Source organism: Oxalicibacterium flavum, from assembly GCF_014635065.1.
In the GTDB taxonomy this organism is placed as follows: Bacteria; Pseudomonadota; Gammaproteobacteria; order Burkholderiales; family Burkholderiaceae_D; genus Oxalicibacterium; species Oxalicibacterium flavum.
The window spans coordinates 69,465-87,542 of record NZ_BMCG01000004.1 but is presented as its reverse complement, the minus strand read 5'-3'; the positions used below and the strand labels follow the sequence as shown (position 1 = coordinate 87,542).

General features: G+C 65.7%; 19 protein-coding genes and 2 tRNA genes. 3 read left to right on the top strand and 18 right to left on the bottom strand.

The genetic code is table 11. From position 1 onward, the window contains the following. Positions 1-143: 143 nt before the first annotated feature. From IEV38_RS10785 to pip, 6 genes are all read right to left on the bottom strand, one after another. Positions 144-1,577, bottom strand: coding sequence for a dihydrolipoyl dehydrogenase (locus tag IEV38_RS10785; protein ID WP_188396227.1), 1,434 nt, complete (start codon positions 1,575-1,577; stop codon positions 144-146). Between the two features lie 81 nt (positions 1,578-1,658). Then, positions 1,659-2,138: a hypothetical protein gene (locus IEV38_RS10780; RefSeq protein WP_188396226.1), complete on the bottom strand. Its 480-nt coding sequence runs from the start codon at positions 2,136-2,138 to the stop codon at positions 1,659-1,661. A gap of 106 nt (positions 2,139-2,244) precedes the next feature. Then, on the bottom strand, positions 2,245-2,709 hold the full coding sequence (locus IEV38_RS10775) for a hypothetical protein (RefSeq protein WP_188396225.1): 465 nt from the start codon (positions 2,707-2,709) through the stop codon (positions 2,245-2,247). A 148-nt stretch (positions 2,710-2,857) separates the two neighbouring features. Next, positions 2,858-3,628 carry a YdcF family protein gene (locus IEV38_RS10770; protein ID WP_188396224.1) on the bottom strand — a complete coding sequence of 257 codons (771 nt, stop codon included), beginning with the start codon at positions 3,626-3,628 and terminating at the stop codon, positions 2,858-2,860. Between the two features lie 41 nt (positions 3,629-3,669). Further along, a complete protein-coding gene (locus tag IEV38_RS10765; RefSeq protein WP_188396223.1) occupies positions 3,670-4,137 on the bottom strand; it encodes a TonB family protein in 468 nt (155 codons plus the stop codon). A 77-nt stretch (positions 4,138-4,214) separates the two neighbouring features. Further along, the gene (gene pip, locus IEV38_RS10760; protein WP_188396222.1) at positions 4,215-5,180 is read right to left on the bottom strand and encodes a prolyl aminopeptidase; all 966 of its coding nucleotides are present in this window, start codon (positions 5,178-5,180) and stop codon (positions 4,215-4,217) included. A gap of 161 nt (positions 5,181-5,341) precedes the next feature. Here pip and IEV38_RS10755 point away from each other — a divergent pair, with 161 nt between their 5' ends. Further along, on the top strand, positions 5,342-6,475 hold the full coding sequence (locus IEV38_RS10755; protein ID WP_188396221.1) for a mechanosensitive ion channel family protein: 1,134 nt from the start codon (positions 5,342-5,344) through the stop codon (positions 6,473-6,475). A gap of 10 nt (positions 6,476-6,485) precedes the next feature. Here the strand turns inward: IEV38_RS10755 and IEV38_RS10750 are convergent, their stop codons facing one another. After that, entirely contained in the window at positions 6,486-6,902 is a 417-nt protein-coding gene (locus tag IEV38_RS10750) for a PACE efflux transporter (RefSeq protein WP_268234727.1), read from the bottom strand. A 225-nt stretch (positions 6,903-7,127) separates the two neighbouring features. On the opposite strand from IEV38_RS10750, the gene IEV38_RS10745 reads away from it, so the two are divergent. Together IEV38_RS10745 and IEV38_RS10740 are read left to right on the top strand one after the other, a co-directional pair. Further along, a tRNA-Val gene (locus IEV38_RS10745) sits at positions 7,128-7,203 on the top strand. A 41-nt stretch (positions 7,204-7,244) separates the two neighbouring features. Continuing rightward, a tRNA-Asp gene (locus tag IEV38_RS10740) sits at positions 7,245-7,321 on the top strand. 192 nt (positions 7,322-7,513) lie between these two features. Here the strand turns inward: IEV38_RS10740 and IEV38_RS10735 are convergent. From IEV38_RS10735 to IEV38_RS10685, 11 genes are all read right to left on the bottom strand, one after another. Further along, positions 7,514-8,305, bottom strand: a complete 792-nt coding sequence (locus IEV38_RS10735; protein WP_188396220.1) for a sulfite exporter TauE/SafE family protein — start codon at positions 8,303-8,305, stop codon at positions 7,514-7,516. Between the two features lie 13 nt (positions 8,306-8,318). Beyond that, positions 8,319-9,179, bottom strand: a complete 861-nt coding sequence (locus tag IEV38_RS10730; RefSeq protein ID WP_188396219.1) for an MBL fold metallo-hydrolase — start codon at positions 9,177-9,179, stop codon at positions 8,319-8,321. A gap of 18 nt (positions 9,180-9,197) precedes the next feature. After that, positions 9,198-9,641, bottom strand: coding sequence for a cyanase (gene cynS / locus IEV38_RS10725; protein ID WP_188396218.1), 444 nt, complete (start codon positions 9,639-9,641; stop codon positions 9,198-9,200). A gap of 42 nt (positions 9,642-9,683) precedes the next feature. Further along, complete coding sequence (locus IEV38_RS10720; protein WP_188396217.1) at positions 9,684-10,616, bottom strand: ABC transporter ATP-binding protein; 933 nt, start codon at positions 10,614-10,616, stop codon at positions 9,684-9,686. Continuing rightward, entirely contained in the window at positions 10,606-11,439 is an 834-nt protein-coding gene (locus IEV38_RS10715; RefSeq protein WP_188396216.1) for an ABC transporter permease, read from the bottom strand. Before IEV38_RS10715 ends, IEV38_RS10720 begins: the two co-directional genes overlap by 11 nt. A gap of 2 nt (positions 11,440-11,441) precedes the next feature. Beyond that, entirely contained in the window at positions 11,442-12,839 is a 1,398-nt protein-coding gene (locus IEV38_RS10710; RefSeq protein ID WP_188396215.1) for a CmpA/NrtA family ABC transporter substrate-binding protein, read from the bottom strand. Positions 12,840-13,016: 177 nt separating this feature from the next. Then, entirely contained in the window at positions 13,017-13,685 is a 669-nt protein-coding gene (locus IEV38_RS10705) for a response regulator (RefSeq protein ID WP_188396214.1), read from the bottom strand. After that, on the bottom strand, positions 13,682-14,890 hold the full coding sequence (locus IEV38_RS10700; RefSeq protein WP_188396213.1) for a PAS domain-containing sensor histidine kinase: 1,209 nt from the start codon (positions 14,888-14,890) through the stop codon (positions 13,682-13,684). The genes IEV38_RS10705 and IEV38_RS10700 overlap by 4 nt, the downstream gene beginning before the upstream one ends. A gap of 87 nt (positions 14,891-14,977) precedes the next feature. Beyond that, positions 14,978-16,225, bottom strand: a complete 1,248-nt coding sequence (locus IEV38_RS10695) for an FAD-dependent oxidoreductase (protein ID WP_188396212.1) — start codon at positions 16,223-16,225, stop codon at positions 14,978-14,980. Then, complete coding sequence (locus tag IEV38_RS10690; protein ID WP_188396211.1) at positions 16,222-17,355, bottom strand: acyl-CoA dehydrogenase family protein; 1,134 nt, start codon at positions 17,353-17,355, stop codon at positions 16,222-16,224. The genes IEV38_RS10695 and IEV38_RS10690 overlap by 4 nt, the downstream gene beginning before the upstream one ends. Positions 17,356-17,372: 17 nt before the next feature. Beyond that, positions 17,373-17,927: an OsmC family protein gene (locus IEV38_RS10685; RefSeq protein ID WP_188396210.1), complete on the bottom strand. Its 555-nt coding sequence runs from the start codon at positions 17,925-17,927 to the stop codon at positions 17,373-17,375. Between the last annotated feature and the right edge of the window lie 151 nt (positions 17,928-18,078).

Below are 18,078 nucleotides of genomic sequence, written 5' to 3'. Positions count from 1 at the left end.
CGTCTTCGCGTTTCCCTGCATCGGCATGTTCCGTTTTAACACACCTTGGTCGTCGTTGAACAGGGCGGTAGCGCACGCAAGGAGAAGATTTCAGGAATGCGCCGAATAATTCGCCTGTCCCGGCTGAATTGTCCGGTGCTTCCTCAAATGCCGGGCGTGCAGTCGGCGCAATGCTCGATCTCGTCAACCTGCCGCGTCAGACTTTCCTTGAGGTCGCGCATCGCAGTGCGCACGCCCTCCTCGATCACCGGGTGGTAGTACGGCATGTCCAGCAGCTGATCGACCGTGAGTCCGGCCTGGCAGGCCCAGGCCAGCAGGTGCGCCAGATGCTCGGCGCGCGGGCCGACCATCTCCGCGCCCAGCAGGCGGTGCGTGCCGCGCTCGCCATACAACCGCAGCAGGCCGCGGTTCTGCCGCATCACGCGGCTGCGGCCCTGGTTGGCGAACGAGACCTGCCCGCATTCGTACTTGCCGCGTTCCAGATCGCGCACGGTGCGGCCGACCGCGGCGATCTGCGGATCGGTGAAGGCGATCGCCAGCGGCAGGCGGCGCAGGCCGGCCGCCACCTCCGGGAAACGCGCTGCGTTGTCGCCGGCGATGCGGCCCTCGTCGGTGGCTTCGTGCAGCAGCGGCTTGTCGTTGTCGGCATCGCCGGCGATGAAGATCGGGCTGTCGCCGCACTGCATGGTCAGCGGATCGAACAGCGGCACGCCCTTGTCGTTCAGTTTCAGCCCGGTCAGTTCGAGGCCGAGCTTGTCGAGGTTGGGCCGGCGGCCGGTGGCGGCCAGCACAGTGCGGAAGCGTTCGGTGCGCACACCGCCGTCGGCATCGCGCGATTGCAGTTCGACTTCCTTGCCGACCACGCGTGCCGAGACGATCGCGGTACGCATGCGCAGGTCGAGTTTGCCGCCAATGCTATCGAGTGCGGCGCGATTCACTTCCGGATCGGCGATCTGCGCCAGCCGCTCGCCGCGCCCGAACACCGCGACCCGAACACCGAGCCGGTGCAGCGCCTGGCCGATCTCGAGTCCGATCACGCCGGCGCCGACCACGGCCACCGAGTCCGGCAGGTCGTCCCAGTCGAATACGTCGTCGTTGACGACCAGGCGTTCGCCCAGGCCCTGCAGTTCGTCCGGAATCGCCGGCCGCGAGCCGGTGGCGATGACGATGCGTTCGGCATGCAACTCGATGCCCTCGCCGACTTGCAGCCGATTGGGCGCGACAAAGCGCGCATGACCGAGCAGGCGTTCCTCGGCCGGAATGCCGTTCACGCTGTCGAGCACGAGGCCGACGAAGCGGTTGCGCTCATCGCGTACGCGCGCCATTACGGCACGACCGTCCACGCGCATGGCTTCGACCGCGATGCCGAAACCATCGGCCGTCGCCACGCCGTGCGCCGCTTCCGCCGCCGCGATCAGCAGCTTGCTCGGCATGCAGCCGACGCGCGCGCAGGTGGTGCCGTAGGCACCGCCTTCGATCAGCACGGTGCGGCGCCCGTGCGACTTCGCGGCGCGGAAGGCCGACAGGCCGGCGCTGCCGGCGCCGACCACCGCCACTTCGCATTCGATTCGTTTCATGGACGCTCCTGCTGTGGATGCGGACGGTTGTCCGGGCATTCGGCACCGGCCGCGTGTGCCGCCGGTCAATACGCTACCGGTTCAGGCATTGATGACGCGCAGCTCGGCAATGTCGGCGATGCTGCCCAGCTGCACCACCACCGGATGCGCGGCGGCGCGCGATTGTATCGGACGCCAGGCAAAGCGCCATTCGCCTTCGGCAGCGTGCTGGCGATCCTTGGAAAACAGCCGGCCGAGCGGGCTGGTCTTGCCATAGGACATGGCGGCATCGATGCCGGTCCAGTTGGGCAGCACGCGCTGCACGGCACGATGCAGGCGCTCGCCGAAGGTCTCGGCGTCGTGCACGACCAGATAGGCGTCGGCACTCTGCTTACCTTCGAACAGCGCGCCATCCGGCTGCTGCGCCAGACTCAAGATCAGGAATTCGGCATCGCCGCCGGCAGCGGGCGCGAGGGTGGGAGGAACGAGGCGGAATTCGCCCAGGGTGAGTGAGCGTTCGAGCTTGTCCCGCTCGGAAAAGTAGTAGAGCTTGGGCGGGCGTGGATGATCCATCGTGGTCATGTGCGATCCAGGTTGAAGAATGATCAGGTGACCAGGTCCGCCCATTTAAGCAGAATATTCGGGCAGCGGCAAACTGCGGAGCGGCCGCAAGGGCCGCTCGTCATCGTCAGTAACCCGGACGCACGGGTTGCGGGGTCGAGGGCTGCACGCTGCCGCTGCCGCGCGTGCGCGCATCCGGTTCGCGGCGCTGCTGTTCGGTACGCTCGCCATCGCGACGGCCTTGCGCATCGATGCCCGCGCCGCCGCTCACACCGCCGGTGACGTCGGCGCTGCCGGACGACGTGCCGGTCCCGGTACGGGCGCCGACGCCGGCCGCGCCGGATGCACTACCCTGCCCCGACGCCGTTCCCGAGCGCGTGCCCTGTTCCGAACCGGCCGATACGCCACCGTGCGCATCGACGCCGACACCGCCGCCATTGCCCCGCGCACCAACGCCAGCCTGTCCCATCGCGCCCGCGCTGCCGCTACCGGCGCCGGCACCAACGCCCGCACTCACACCTTGCGCCACCGCAACCGAGGACAGCGAGGCCGCGACGAAACACAGGGAACGCATAGTCTTGGATACATGCATGATCGGTCTCCTTTCGTGATTGAAAGGATTGGAGGGCAAAGCGGCCGCGACGTTTCATGCATGTGCATGCCTGTGTGCGGAAGATCACCTATCGGCCGCCCGCGCGTCGCCATGCGGCAACTTGTTGCGCAGCACTGTTGCGGCGCGGCTAGGGTGTGCGATGGCGCAGCCGGTACCAGCCCATGCCTATCCATTCATGCAGTGCATAGCTGCTCTGTGCGAGCCAGCGGGCGCGCGGCACATAGTCGGCCGGCAGCGCTTGATCGGCAGTGAGGAAGGAAGTCGGCGCCGGCGTGATGCGCAAGCCGGTGCGCGCGAATACCTGCAGAGCGCGCGGCATGTGGATGGCGTCCGTCACCAGCAGAACGTGAGTCATGTCATGACGCTGCAGAATGACGGCGGAATGGACGGCGTTGTCGGCCGTATTGTCGGAGTCGCCCTCTTCCCAGCGCACCGCTACGCCGAAGTCTTCGCGCAGGCTGCGCGCCATGATCTGCGCTTCCGACGCCGGCGCGCCTTCGGGGCTGCCGCCGGTCACCAGCAGCGGCAGGCCGGTGGCGCGATGCAGCGTGGCCGCGTAGCGCAGCCGCCGCAGGGTGGCGGGATTGGGCGTATCGGCGCCCGCGTATTCCGGCGCATTGCCGAGCCGGCCGCCGCCGAGCACGACGATGGCCTGCGCATCACCGCGATACGGCAGCAGCAACGGCGCGCTGTCCTGTTCAAGCGGACGCGCCAACAGGGACGCCACCGGCCGCGTGCTCAACAGGGCCAGCAGCACCAGCGCCCCCAGCGACACGGCAAGACCGGTACGTGGCCAGCGCCGGCGCAACGCAAAGCCGAGCGCGCACAACAGCAGCAGATTGAGCGGCGGCAACAGCACCGCGCCGAGCAGCGTGTTGATGAGCCAGCCGTTGCTCATGCGCGCGCCGCCCTGCGCCGTTGCCGGTCACGCATGCGTGTTCACTGATCCATCTGCGGTTCGGCGATGGTGCGCAGCTGGAAGCGGCCATCCTTGTTGAACAGCCAGGTTTCGATGACTTCGACGCGGCCGTTGCGCAGCAGCGCCGGCGCCGGCTTGGGGAATGGCGCGGTGGCGCGCACCGAGGCCAGCGCCGTCGATTCGGTCACGCGGTCGCGGTTGGAACGCATGATCTCGCTGCGCACCAGGCTGCCGTTGGCGTCCACCACGTAGCGCACCACGACCACCGAACGCAACAGCGCCTGCGGGCGGCCGATGAAGACCTTGGTGGAATTGACCTGCACGATGCGATGCGCGAGCGCGATCTGGTATTCGGCCGCGCTGTCCGCCTTGGAGGTGCCGTCGGGCGTGGTGCCGACCGGCTGGTCGGCCGGACGCAGGCCGCTGCAGGCGGCCAGTGCCAGTACGGATGCGCACAGCACGATGCGACGGATAATGGTCTTGTTCATGTCGTCCTCTTCTTGTTGTTCGTTCCTGAAAGCTGCCGCACAGTGTATGTCAGCCGCCGCGCGCGCTCAATGCGGTTTCAAACAAACCGCTGCTGCAGGCGGAACTGTTCGGTCGCAGCAACCAGCGCCGCCGCGGTGCCGGGTTCGAGCGCCGCATGGCCGGCATCGGCGATCAGCCGCAGCACCGAACCCGGCCAGGCGCGATGCAGACACCACGCCGACACCGGCGGACACACGGCATCGTAACGGCCCTGCACGATCACGGCCGGCAGGTGCGCGATGCGCGCCATGTTGCGGATCAGCGCATCCTCTTCCATGAAGCCGCCGTGCAGGAAGTAATGCGCCTCGAGCCGACCGATGCCGAGCGCCACCGCGTCCGACTCGAAGCTGGCGATGGCGTCTTCCTGCGGCCGCAGGAACAGGCAGCTTCCCTCGTAGCGGCTCCACGCGCGCGCGGCTTGCAGGGAGATTTCCTGATCGTCGCCGAACAATCGCTTGCCGTAGGCCTGCAGCAGTTCACCGCGCTCCTCGAGCGGAATCGGCGCGAGAAACGCTTCGTGCGCTTCGGGGAAGAACTGGCGCATGCCGTGCAGGAACCAGTCGATCTCGGCGCGCGTGCACAGGAAGATGCCGCGCAGCACGAAACCCAGGCAGCGCTGCGGATGTGCCTGTCCGTAGGCCAGCGCCAGCGTCGCGCCCCACGAACCGCCGAACACCAGCCATTGCTCGATGCCGAGCATGAGGCGCAGGGCTTCGATGTCGGCCACCAGCAGCGGCGTGGTGTTGTCGCGCCATTCGCCGAGCGGGACCGACTTGCCGGCACCGCGCTGGTCGAACAGCACGATGCGGTAATGCGCCGGATCGAAGAAGCGGCGATGCTGCGGCGACACGCCGCCGCCGGGCCCGCCGTGCAGGAACAGCACGGGCTGACCCTGTGGATTTCCACATTCCTCCCAGTACAGGGTGTGGCGCGCGTCAACCTCCAGCATGCCGTGGCGATACGGCTCCAGCGCTGGGAACAAGGGGCAGGCGGAATCGTCCATGGTTGATTTCAACGAGTCAATTGAAGGAATGAAACGATTGTACGCAGGTGAGGCAACTCACACAGGCATGCACACAGGAAGAACTTATCCATCCTCGCTATCTCATAACGTCAATGGCGATGCCCGACGGGCATCGCGCGCAATCGACAGGAGAACATGCCATGCACGTACTGAACGACTGGCTGCTGGCCGGCATCCCGCTCGACGACTGGCTCAAGGCCCTGGTGGTCGTCGTCGTCGCCTTCCTCGTGATCGACGTCGTCGCGCGTTTCGCAACGCGCCGCCTGACCGCGCTGTCGTCGCGCACGCGCGGCCGCTTCGACGATGTGCTTGCCGACGCGCTGTCGCACACCAAGCGTTGGCTGATCCTGATCCTGGCACTCGTGATCGGGCTCGGCACGCTGGACCTGCCGGGCAAGGTGGAACTGCGCCTGTCGCAGCTCGGCGTGATCGTGATCGGCATCCAGGTCGCGATCTGGTTCAACAGCGGTATCTCGGCATGGATGCGGCGCGTGGTCAATCCCGAAACCACGCCTGATCTGCGCAACCGCGCCACCACCACGACCATCGCCTTCCTGGTGCGGCTGCTGGTGCTGGTCACGGTACTGCTGGCGGTACTGGCCAACCTCGGCATCAACATCACGGCCTTCGTCGCCAGCCTCGGCATCGGCGGCGTGGCGGTAGCGCTGGCACTGCAGACCATCCTCAGCGATCTGTTCGCCTCGCTCTCGATCGCCTTCGACAAGCCGTTCGAGGTCGGCGACTTCATCATCGTCGATGAGGTCATGCTCGGCACCGTCGAATACATCGGCATCAAGACCACGCGCCTGCGCAGTCTCGGCGGCGAACAACTGGTGCGCTCGAACGCGGAACTGCTGAAATCGGTGATTCGCAACTACAAGCGCATGTCGGAACGCCGCGTGGTGTTCAGCTTCGGCATCCGCTACGAAACGCCGATCGAACAGGTTGGCGCGCTCGGCGGCGTGGTCAAGCAGATCATCACCGGCATCGAGCAGACGCGCTTTGATCGCGCGCATTTCCAGAAATTCGGCGAGAGCAGCCTCGACTTCGAGGTCGTCTATATCGTCCTCGGCAGCGACTTCAACGTCTATATGGACATCCAGCAGCGCATCAATCTGGAACTGATGAAGGCGTGCGCCGAGCGCGACATCCACTTCGCACGGCCGACCACCATCATGCACATGGGATCGGAAGTGCGCGTCGCGCAGCCTGCCGAAGAAACCGACGACCAGGCCGCACAGTCCGCGCCAGCCACCGGTCCGGGGCTGGTCTGACGCGTGCGGCCTATCGCCTGGCGGCCTGCCAGCCGGCCAGGCGATGACGCGCGATGTCGAACACCCAGTTGAAGCAGAACGCGTAGATCATGAAGAAGATCGAGAAGGTCACGTCGAGCAGCAGCGCATCGAGGATGCCGATGTCCAGCCACCATGCCGTCAACGGCAGCGCCAGCGCCATGAAGAAGGCCTCGAACCCGAGCGTGTGCAGTATGCGCATCGGCACCGTGCGGCGCCAGCCGTAACGGTGCTCGACCATCTCGTAGAAATGGTTGTAGATCATGTTGGATGCCATCGCGCAGACCGCGAGGATCAGCGCCAGCGCGCCGAAATGCAGCATGTCCATGCCGAAACCGTAGGACATCAGCGGAACCAGGATCACGAGGGCGCACACCTCGAACAGGACGGCGTGCAGAATGCGGCGCAGCAGGGTATTGATGGCGAAACTCGAGGAAAGACAGCGAAGGCCGTCATTATAGCCGCCCCGTTTTTTCGCCGCCGCGACGCTTCCGGGTTTGCCAAAAACGCATGTCCCCGCAACTTTTTCCAAACAAAACCGTGACAAGCAGAAAAAGATACTCTATACTTCGCCCCCTTCAGGCATGCTGGAATTGACACTCCAGCGATGTTGACCGGGTCGGCATACGCGTGCGGGTGCTTAGCTCAGTTGGTAGAGCGGCGCCCTTACAAGGCGTAGGTCGGGAGTTCGAGCCTCTCAGCACCCACCAGAGATCGGTCAGTCATCCCCCTGAAAAAGGTTATGCAGTTAGGAGTGGTAGTTCAGTTGGTTAGAATACCGGCCTGTCACGCCGGGGGTCGCGGGTTCGAGCCCCGTCCACTCCGCCAGATTAAAAATGCCCGCGCAAGCGGGCATTTCCATTTCAGAGGAGTGGAGCGAGCATTGCTCGCGGCGGGGCTCGAAGGGAAACGCATGCAGGCGTTTCCGCGGCCCGCAGTATGTGGGCGAGCCCCTTCGTACTTCGACGTTCGCTCTGCGAACGTTTCGTCTCGGCTTTTTGCCCACCTTTGAAGCGCACCTCAATGCGCCAAGACATTCACCCCCAACACCACCGCCGACACTCCCATCACCCCCGCAAACACCCTCTGCAACGGCCGAGCCGGCACATGCGGCTGCCACACTCTCCCCGCCAGCATGCCGCATAGTGCCGCGACGACGAACAGCCATCCCGTTGCGCCGACCGCAACCGAGCCAAGCAGCATGGTGGCGGCGGAAAAACCGGAGACCAGGGCGATCACCATCAGCGAGGTCGCCACGCTCGCATGCACGCCGGCGTCGCTGATACGCCGCAGGCCCGGCACGATGACGAACCCGCCGCCGACACCGAACATGCCCGTCAGCAGGCCCGCCGCGCCGCCGACCGCCGCCAGCCGGGATGCGCAATGGCGCGTCCAGCGAAAACGCCCGGTGAGCGGATCGATTCGGCACCCCCCCGCCGCGTGCCCGGTCTCCGCCTGCCGTGCTCCGCGCCATGTGCGCGCAGCGAGACACAGCATCAGCAGGCTGAACAGCAGGCCGCTCCAGCGCGCCGGCAGCACTTGTATGAGCGCGCTGCCGACAGGCGCACAGACAATGCCGGCGGCGGCGATCCAGAACGCCGCACGATAGCGGACAATACCGCGTCGCAGCCCGTCCAGGCAGCCCAGCAGCGCGGCAAGGCCGATCGCGATCAGTGCAATGGGACGCGCATCGGCGAGCGAGTAGCCGAGTGCCAGCATGAGTGCGGGAACCGCCAGTACACCGCCGCCGGCCCCCGTCAAGCCAAGCGTCATGCCGACGACAGCGCCGAGCGCAATGGCAGTCAACAACATGGCAGCGAGCGTGTCACAGCAAGTCGAGCGGGATCTTCAGATAGCGCACGCCATTGTCTTCGGGTGGCGGCAGCAGTCCGGCGCGGATATTGAGCTGCACGGCAGGCAACATAAGCTCCGGCAACGCCAGCGTGGCATCGCGCGCACGCCGCATGGCAACGAATTCGCGCTCGGCAATGCCGTCGCGCACATGCAAGTTGCATGCGCGCTGCTCGGCCACCGTGGATGTCCAGGCTGGCGCACGCGAATCCGGCGGATAGTCGTGACACAGATAGAACTGCGTCTGCGCCGGCAATGCCAGCAGACGCCTGATCGAACGATACAGCGCGGCGGCATCGCCGCCCGGAAAGTCGCAGCGCGCCGTGCCTACGTCCGGCATGAACAGCGTATCGCCGACGAAGACCCTGTCGCCGACGAGATAGGCGGTATCCGCCGGAGTATGGCCCGGCACATGCCATGCGCATGCCTGCAGTTCACCAATGGCGAACACCTCGTCCGGCTCGAACAGGTGATCGAAATCGCGCGCGATCCCATACGGCACCTTGCTGAAATTGTAGACATGGCAAAACAACTGCTGCACATCCCGTATGCACGCGCCGATACCGATGCGACCGCCGAAGCGGCTGCGCAGGTAGGGCGCTGCCGACACGTGGTCGGCGTGCGCATGCGTCTCGAGCAGCCACTGCACGTGCAGGCCCAGCGCCTCGACGAAGGCGGCGATGCGGTCGGCGGAACGCGTGGCGGTGCGGCCGCTGCGACTGTCGTAGTCGAGCACCGGATCGACGATGGCGCAGGCGGTGCCCGCGCCAGCGTGAATCACATGGCTGACGGTGGCGGTCGCCGGATCGAAAAAGGACTGGACCTGACAGGACATGGTGCGACGGCGGCCCGATCAATAGGTCTTGTAGGCCAGATACTTGCCGCTCATGACGATCTGCACGCGGTCGCCGTTCGGGTCCGGCAGGCGGCTCAAGTCCATCTTGAAATCGATCGCGCTCATGATGCCGTCGCCGAATTCCTCGTGGATCAGTTCTTTCCACGTGGTGCCGTAGACCTGCACCAGTTCGTAGAAACGGTAGATGGTCGGATCGGTCGGCACCGCGGTCGGCAGCGAGCCGCGGTAGGGCACGACCATCAGCCATTTCTTTTCTTCATCCGTCAGGCCGAAGATAGTGGCGAGGATGTCGGCGGCGTTCGGATCGAAGGTCATCTGACCGAGGCAGCCGGCGGTGACCCATTCCTTGCTGAGGCCGACCTTGGCGGCGGTGTCGGACCATTTCAGGCCCTTGGCGACCTTGGTAGCGATGATTTTTTCGGTGACTTCGAGGCGACTCATTGATTGCTCCTGTTGGGTGAATATCGATGGGGTTGTGTTTGCTTATGCAATCCTGTGCAGCGGCACGGCGGCGGCAACGGCAGGCTTGTCTTCGGACGCGTCGTCGGCGAGTCCGGGTTCGACCACCGGCGGCTGCGCGGGCGCACGGCCGCCGGACAGGTTCTTGGATCGCGTCACCAGGAAATCGACGAGGTGATTGCGAATCCGGTAGTACTGCGGATCGTGATGCAGCGTGGCGCGCTGTCGATCGCGCGGCATGGTGTTGCGCACGATCTCGGCCACGCGTGCGCGCGGACCATTGCTCATCAGCAGGATCTTGTCGGCCAGCAGCACGGCTTCATCGACGTCGTGCGTGATCATGAAGACGGTCTGCCGCGTCTCGGCGCAGATGCGCAGCAGCTCGTCCTGGATGGTGCCGCGCGTGAGCGCATCGAGCGCGCCGAAGGGTTCGTCGAGCAGCAGCATCTTGGGTTCGATGGCGAAGGCGCGCGCGATGCCGACGCGCTGCTTCATGCCGCCCGACAGCGCCGACGGCTTCTTGCCGATCGCATGCGTGAGTCCGACCAGCTCCACGTATTCCTCGACGTGACGGTCGATTTTTTCCGCGCTCCACGCCGGCCACTTGCTGCGCACGGCGAAGGCGATGTTCTTGCGCACCGTCAGCCACGGCATCAGCGCGTGCCCCTGGAACACCACGCCGCGCTCCAGGCTCGGACCGCCGATCTCGCGCTGGTCCATGAAGACGTGGCCTTCGCTCGCGTGCTCGAGTCCTGCCAGCACGTTGAGGATGGTGGTCTTGCCGCAGCCCGAGTGGCCGATGATGCAGACGAACTCGCCGCGCTCGATGTTGAAGTTGACGCTGTCGAATACCGGTTCGCTGCCGCCCGGATAGGTCTTGGACAAACCCTCGACCTGCAGGAAGGGCTTGCCTTCGCGCGCCGTCGTGTCCGGCGATGGAGTGAGTTCAGTCGGCATAGGTCACCGCTTTCTGCGCCTTGGCAAAGATCAGGTCCAGCACCATGCCGACCGCGCCGATCATGAGGATGGCGAAGATCACATTGGTCAGGGACAGGTTGTTCCATTCGTTCCAGACGAAGTAGCCGATGCCGGTGCCGCCGACCAGCATCTCGGCCGCCACGATCACCAGCCACGCGATACCCATGCTGATGCGCATGCCGGTCAGGATGGTCGGCGCGGCGGCCGGCAGGATCACTTCGAAGGCCTTGCGCACCGGGCTGACTTCAAGCGTGCTGGCCACATTGAGCCAGTCGCGCCGCACGCCGGCCACGCCGAAGGCGGTGTTGATCAGCATCGGCCAGATCGAGCAGATGAAGATCACGAAGATGCCGGACAAGGAAGCATCCTTGATCGTGTAGAGCGCGATCGGCATCCAGGCCAGCGGCGAGATCGGCTTCAGCAGTTGAATGAAGGGATCGAGCACGCGATAGACGAGCGGACTCATGCCGATCACGAAGCCGAGACCGACGCGCTGCAGCGAATGCGCGATCTGGATGCCGATGCCCTTGTCGTTGGGACCGTTGTCATAGAACGGGTCGCGCAACTGGTCAACGAAGGTCGCGCCCATGTCGGCCGGCGTCGGAAAGGCGGACTTGACCGGCGCTGCCAGTTGCTCCGGATCCTTGCCCATGAGCCTGGCGTACTCGATCTGCTCGGGCGTCAGGCTGGCCGCCGTGCTTTTGGTCGGCAGCGTGGCGATGTGCCAGATGCCGATCAGCACCAGCAACACCACCAGCGACAGCAGCGGCGACTTGAAGCGGGAAAGCGCGGACGTCTTCATGATCAGGCACGCTTGATCGCAAAGCTGTTCAGATAGGCCTGCGGCTTGTCGGCGTCGAAGGTCTTGCCCATGATGGTGAACTTCGGATAGGCGCCGCCGGCCGGTACCTCCTGACCGAGTTCCTTCATGTGCTTCTTCGCGTCCGTCAGCAGGAATACCTTTTCGGCGATCTGCCTGTAGTCGACCTCACCCTTGACGTAGCCCCAGCGCTTCATCTGTGTCAGCATCCAGACCGCCATGCTCTGCCACGGCATCGGGTCGAAGTCGGCGCGGTCCGGCACGTTCATGACGTTGCCCAGCCCGTCCGCGTAGCGGCCCGTCAGCACCTGGGCGACAACCGCCTCGGGCTGGTTCAGATAGGCCTGCGGCGAGATCACCTTGGCGATCAGTTCGCGATTCTTCTTGTCGCGCGCCATTGCGGCCGAGGTCAGCACCGCGCGATACAGGGCGGCGAAGGTGTTCGGGTTCTTCTGAATGAATTCGGCCGAGGTGCCGAAGGCGCAGCACGGATGACCGTTCCACAGGTCCTTGGTCAGCAGGTGGATGAAGCCGACTTCCTCGTACACGGCGCGCTGGTTGAACGGGTCCGGGCCGAGGAAACCGTCGATGTTGCCGGCACGTAGATTGGCGACCATTTCGGCCGGCGGCACCACGCGCAACTGCACATCCTTGTCCGGATCGAGGCCGGCCTCCGCCAGGTAGTAGCGCAGCAGGAAGTTGTGCATCGAGTATTCGAACGGAATCGCGAACTTGAAGCCCTTCCAGTTCTTCGGATCGCGGTTGTTCTTGTGCTTGAGAGAAAGCGTAATGGCCTGACCGTTGACGTTCTGGATGGTCGCCACGTTCATCGCCTGCGCATTGGAACCCAGGCCCTGCGAGATCGCCAGCGGCATCGGCGACAGGAAATGCGTGGCGTCGTACTCGCTGTTCATCATCTTGTCGCGGATCAGCGCCCAGCCGGCCGTCTTCAGCACCTGCACGTTCAGCCCCTGCTTGCTGTAGAAGCCGAGCGGATGCGCCATGATCAGCGGCGTGGCGCAGGTGATCGGGATGAAGCCGATCTTGAGGTCCTTCTTTTCGAGTGCGCCCTTTTCCTGCGCCATCGCCTGCAGGCTGGCGATCGGCAGCACGCTCGAGATCGCGGCCATCGCCGTGCCCTTGCCGACCGCGCGCAGGAAGCGGCGGCGTACTGCGTCCTGCGGGAACAGTGCCTTGACCAGCGTGGCCTCGATGAACTCGTTCGAATACGCCTCGAACTCGGCCGTCTCGCTGCGCGCGCGCAAGGTGTCGATGGCGGACTGCGTGCTGGCGTCGTGCGCTTCCTGGCTGTCATGCTTGCCGCAGCTGCAGCCCATGTGCAGCGGCTTGTCGGCGTTGAACGGATCAAAGAAACGGCTCATGGCATTCTCCCTGTGGTTGGTATAGCCATGTTAGGAGCCGTGGGGTGTTCGCACTATCGTGCGGGGCGGCGAGTTTGTGTAGGGCTGGCACTACAGCGTGTAGTGATGGCACTACATGGTCCGCGCCAAGAAAAAAGGGACGGCTCGCCGTCCCTTCACAGGCCGCTGCCGGCGGTTCTAGCCGGCCAGCGAAGACTGCCGCATCGCAAACAGCGCCAGCTCCACATCGTTGCGCACGCCGGTCTTTTCGAGAATGCGCGAGCGATAGGTACTGACCGTGTTCGGCGACAGCGACAGCTGCGCCGAAATCTCGCTCACGCTCTGTCCCTGCGACAGCAGTCGATAGACCTGATGCTCGCGCGCCGACAGCAGTTCCTGGATCGGCCGGTCGCCACGGTCGAGCGGCCCGGCGCCGACCGAGAACGCCAGCAGTTCCGCCACCGAGGGCGTGATGAACAGCCCGCCCTGTGCCACCTTGCGGATCGCCGCGATCATCTGTTCGGAATCGGCGCTCTTGTTCAGGTAGCCGGCAGCGCCGAGCTTGAGGCTGAACACCGCGTACTGGCGATCCGGATAGGTGCTCAGGATCAGCACCGGCAGCTTCGGAAATTCGTTCTTGAACTGCTTGAGCATGTCGAGCCCGTCGCGCTGCGGCATGGCGATGTCGAGCAGGACGACGTCGATACCCTGCGCGCCATCGTTGTGTTCGCGTACCTGGCGGATCGCCTCGATGCCGCTGCCGGCTTCGGCCGCGACCTCGATGTCGTCGGCATCGGCCAGAATCTGGCGTATGCCCTGGCGCACGATCAGGTGATCGTCGCAGACCAGTACCTTGATCGTGCTCATGCGTCCTCCTGCATCGTCAGCGGCATGACGAGCTTGACGCAGGTGCCCTGCCCCGGCAGACCATTGATGGTCAGCGTGCCGCCGAAGTAGCCGGCGCGCTCGCGCATGCCGACCACGCCATAGCTTTGCGGACTGTTAAGCTGCTCGCGCGCGGCGCCGACGCCGTCGTCGTGCACCTCGATGTAGAGCACCGGGTCGGGCGGCTGATCGACCAGAATGCGGATCGTGACCGAGCTGGCATGCGCGTGACGTGCGATGTTGCTGAGGATTTCCTGGAAGATGCGGAACACCGCCGTCGCCTGCCCGCGTTCGGGATTGCCGACGCCGGCCGCAACGTGCATCTGCATGTCCGACGTGACCTCGGCGCTCTTAATGAATTCCTGCGCCTGCCACGACAGCGCCGCCCACAGCCCGCGATGATCGAGGATGCTGGGACGCAGGTCGGTGATGATGCGGCCGACGTTGTCCACCGCGGTGTCGATCAGCGTGCCCATGTTGTCGCACTTGCGGCGCAGCAGCGGCCGGTCGTCGAGGCGTTTCTCGAGCCAGTTGACGTCCATCTTGAGCGCCACCAGCAGCGAGCCGAGTTCGTCGTGGATTTCGCGCGCGATGCGCGTGCGCTCGGTCTCGCGCACGGTTTCCAGATAAGCGGCCAGTTCGCGCAGGTCGGCCAGTGCGCGCGTCAGTGCGCCGGTGCGTTCGGCGACGCGCCGCTCGAGCTCGTCGTTGGCCTGCTTGAGCAACTGCTCGGCGCGCTTGCGCTCGGAGATGTCCTTGATGGTGGCGACCGCGCCGAGAATGACGGCGCCGTCGGCCGTGTGCTCGACGATCGGGTGCGAGGTGTACTCCGCCTGGAACGAAGAGCCGTCCTTGCGCCACAGCACCTCGTCCTCGATGTGGCACGGCAGGCCGTGGCTGAAGGCGTGGAAGATCGGACAATGCTCGACCGGGTAATGGCTGCCGTCGTTGTGCGTGTGGTGGATCAGGTGATGCATGTTCTGGTGCAGCACTTGATCCGGCGACCAGCCGATCATGTCGGCGGCGGCGCGGTTGATGAAGATGCAGTTGCCCTGCATGTCGACGCCGAAGATGCCGTCCCCCGTCGATTCCAGCAGCAGGTCGAGGCGGTCGCGCCACAGTTGCGCACCGCGCCCGCCCTGCGCCAGCCGCTGCGGCGCGTGCATCTCGGCCGGCGCCGCGCTCATGCGATGCTCCGTGCGCGAGGAGCGGCAATGGCCGTGGAGATCGTCATCTGCATGTTTCCTTCCTTTCCGGCCGCCGCCCCGCGATGTTCAGGACGGCGGAATCGTGAATCCGCGCGAACCGGTCTTGACCCTGATCGGCGGCCGGCGGCAGACATAGGGTTCGGCCTCGGCGCCGACGATGCGGGCGGCGATCAGCTTCGCCTGTCGCGCGATCGGCTCGATGTAGCGATGGGTCCGGCCCGCGATGCTGATGCAGTCGCCCAGCGCATGAATGTTCTCGACACTGGTGCAGAGCGTGCGCGCATCGACCGCGATGCCGGCGTCCCACGCCAGCCCAGCGCTGCGTGCGAGGCGGTTCGGTGTCTGCAACCCGGTTGCCGAAACGACATGATCGACTTCGAACCGGCGTCCGTCTTCCGCGATCACCACGCGGCCCGCCCCTTCGCAGAAAACGCGAGCAATACGCGTGCCACCAAGGAATTGCAGCGGCAGGGATTGCCATGCGTCAAGCAATGCCCGCGCGTCTGCGGCGCCGGCCGCCGCCTGCAACGGCAACTGCTGCGGGTCGAGCAGCAGTACGGTGTGCCCGCCCAGCGCAAGGTCGTTCGCCAGCTCGCAGCCAACCAGACCGGCGCCGGCGATCAGGACGCGCTGCGGCGCGCCATGCGCCGCGTCGAGGCAGGCGCGGAAGCGCGCATACGCGCGCAGGTCGTTGATGCGCCAGCACAGCGAGGCCGGCATGCTCGGTTCGGCGCGCGGCGCGGCACCGTGGGCGAGGATCAGGTGCCGGTAGCGCACCGACCCGCGCGTGGTCCGCAGCGCCGAACCTTCGCGCGTGACGGCGATGGCGTGGGTATGCGGCAACAGACGCACGCCCAGGCGGGCTGCCGCGTCGGCGCCGGTTTCACGCACCAGCGCCGGCATCGGCAGTTTCTTCTGCAGCGCCACAGACAGCAGCGGCTTGTCGTAGACGTCGCCGCTGCAGGCGGTGACCATGATGATCGGCAGGTCGGCGTCATGTGCGCGCAACGCCTGCGCCATCTGCCACGCGGCACAACCGCCGCCGACGATGACCACGCCGGCATCGGCACGCCGGAGCGAGGCCGGCGCCGCGGAAGAGGCAACGGCACGCTGCGGCGGGCGCGCTTCCCACTGCACGAAATCGGCCTTGGAGACGCCGCACAGCGGGCACGACCAGTCATCCGGGATGTCCTCGAAGCGCGTGCCGGGCGCCAGCCCGCTGTCGGGATCGCCTTCCTGTTCGTCGTAGATCAGGCCGCAGGCCAGGCAGATGTACTTGCGCCACGGTGCGGCGTCGGCAATCACGGCGCTCATGCCGGCAGCTCCTGTTCGGACAGGCGCGCCATCTCCTTGCGCAGGTGCTTGAGCGCGGGCGTGACGATGGCGACGAAGTGCGATTCGCGCACGCGACGCTGCACCGCCGACGACAGCAGGTAGCCGCGCGCGCCCTGATGCAGCAGAGCCGACTGCGCCGCGCGCAAGGCGATTTCCGAGGCATGGGCGCGGGCGTCGAGCACGTCGATCAGGTACTGCGTGTCGGTGGCGAACGGCGTACGCGCCAGCGCCATGACGCGCGTGTCGAGCGCGTCGAGTTCGGCCTGCAGCGCATCGGGCCGGTCTTCGAGAAACTGGTTGACGTGGCCGAGCTGCTGCTCGACCTCCCACATCGAATCGATCGCGCCCTGCGCCACGCCAAGTCCCATGCCGCACTGCAGGAGAATGAAAGCGGCGCGGATGCGCGCGATGAAGGGCCGCACCGGGTCGGCGACCAGATTGTGCGCGCCGACGAAGTAATCGGTCAGGCGCACACCCCAGGTGCCGGTGCCTTCCATGCCGGCGAACGACGGGCACGTGCGCAGCGCGGCGTTCGGCGAGGCGCAATCGACCACGAACATCAGTTCGTGCCCCTCGTCGTCCTCGACCGCGGCGATCGCGCCGAAGTAATGATCGTCACCAAGGTTGCTGACCCACGGCAGCGTGCCGTTGACCAGATAGCCGCCGTCGACCTTGCGCGCGCGCAGCAGCATGGCCTCGATGCCGGCCAGGCTCTTCATCGGATTACTGAGACCGGTGCCGCCGAGCGTCTGGCCGTTCATGTGCGCATGCAGCAGCGCACCCTGCAGCACGGGATTGCCCGACTCCTCCATGTAGAGACCGCAGACGTCATGGCACCAGACCATGAAGCCGGTCGCGGCGCACACGCGCGAGACCTCGGCGATCGCCTGGATCGCCGCGCCGTAATCAGTGCCGCCCGCCGCCATGTGCGCCTTGTAGGCGCCTGCTTCGCCAAGCTGCATGAGCACGGTCTTCGGATAGGTGCCGGCGCGGTCGATCTCGTCCGCCATCGCCGCCAGCGGACCGGATGCGATGCGGCGTACGGCAGCCAGCATGGATTCCTGCCCGCACGACAGGATGGGAGAGCGGGTTTCGGGTACGGCGGACATGGCGGCTCCCTGACGCATCAATCGGCAAGCGAGATCGTGAACGGGATCGGATTGCGCATGGTGTTGGCGACCGGCGAATAGAAGTTCGCGTGCTGCACGATCCAGTCCAGTTCTTCGCGCGGCGCATCGCCCTCGACCACCACCTTGACGCGGATCGCCTGGAAGCCCATGTCGGCCGGCGCCATCTCGGCGCCGCCGGCGCCCCAGGCAGCCGGATTGCCGATGTCGCCCTCGAGGAAGATTTCGAGCTTGTAGAGCTTGACCTGGCGCTGCGTGGCCACCGCCGTGATGCCGACCGCCAGGCAACCGCCGAGTCCGGACAGCACGATTTCTCCTGGTGCCGGCGCGGTGTCCTGACCGAACAGATGCAGCGGCTCGTCGACCACCACCGGCTTGTGCTCGCCGACGTAGCTGAGCGAGCGGTACTGACCTTCCATCACGGTATGGACCTTGTTGGTGCCGCGCTGGGCCGGATTGCCGCGGCCTTTCTCGGCAAACGCGAGCAGGCCGTCGCGGTCGATCGGACGCAGAGAGGTTTTAACGGTTTGAGGGGATGCGACGGATGCGGTCATGAAATTCTCCTGTGGGAAATGAAGGGATGCCCCTGTTCTTTTGCAAGGGGTGTGCCACAGGCGGAAAAAATCGCTTCGCAGCCCGTCAGGCCGCATGAATCAAGGCGCTGCGGGCAAATGGCGCGATCCGTCGGGTAACCGGCGAGATGGG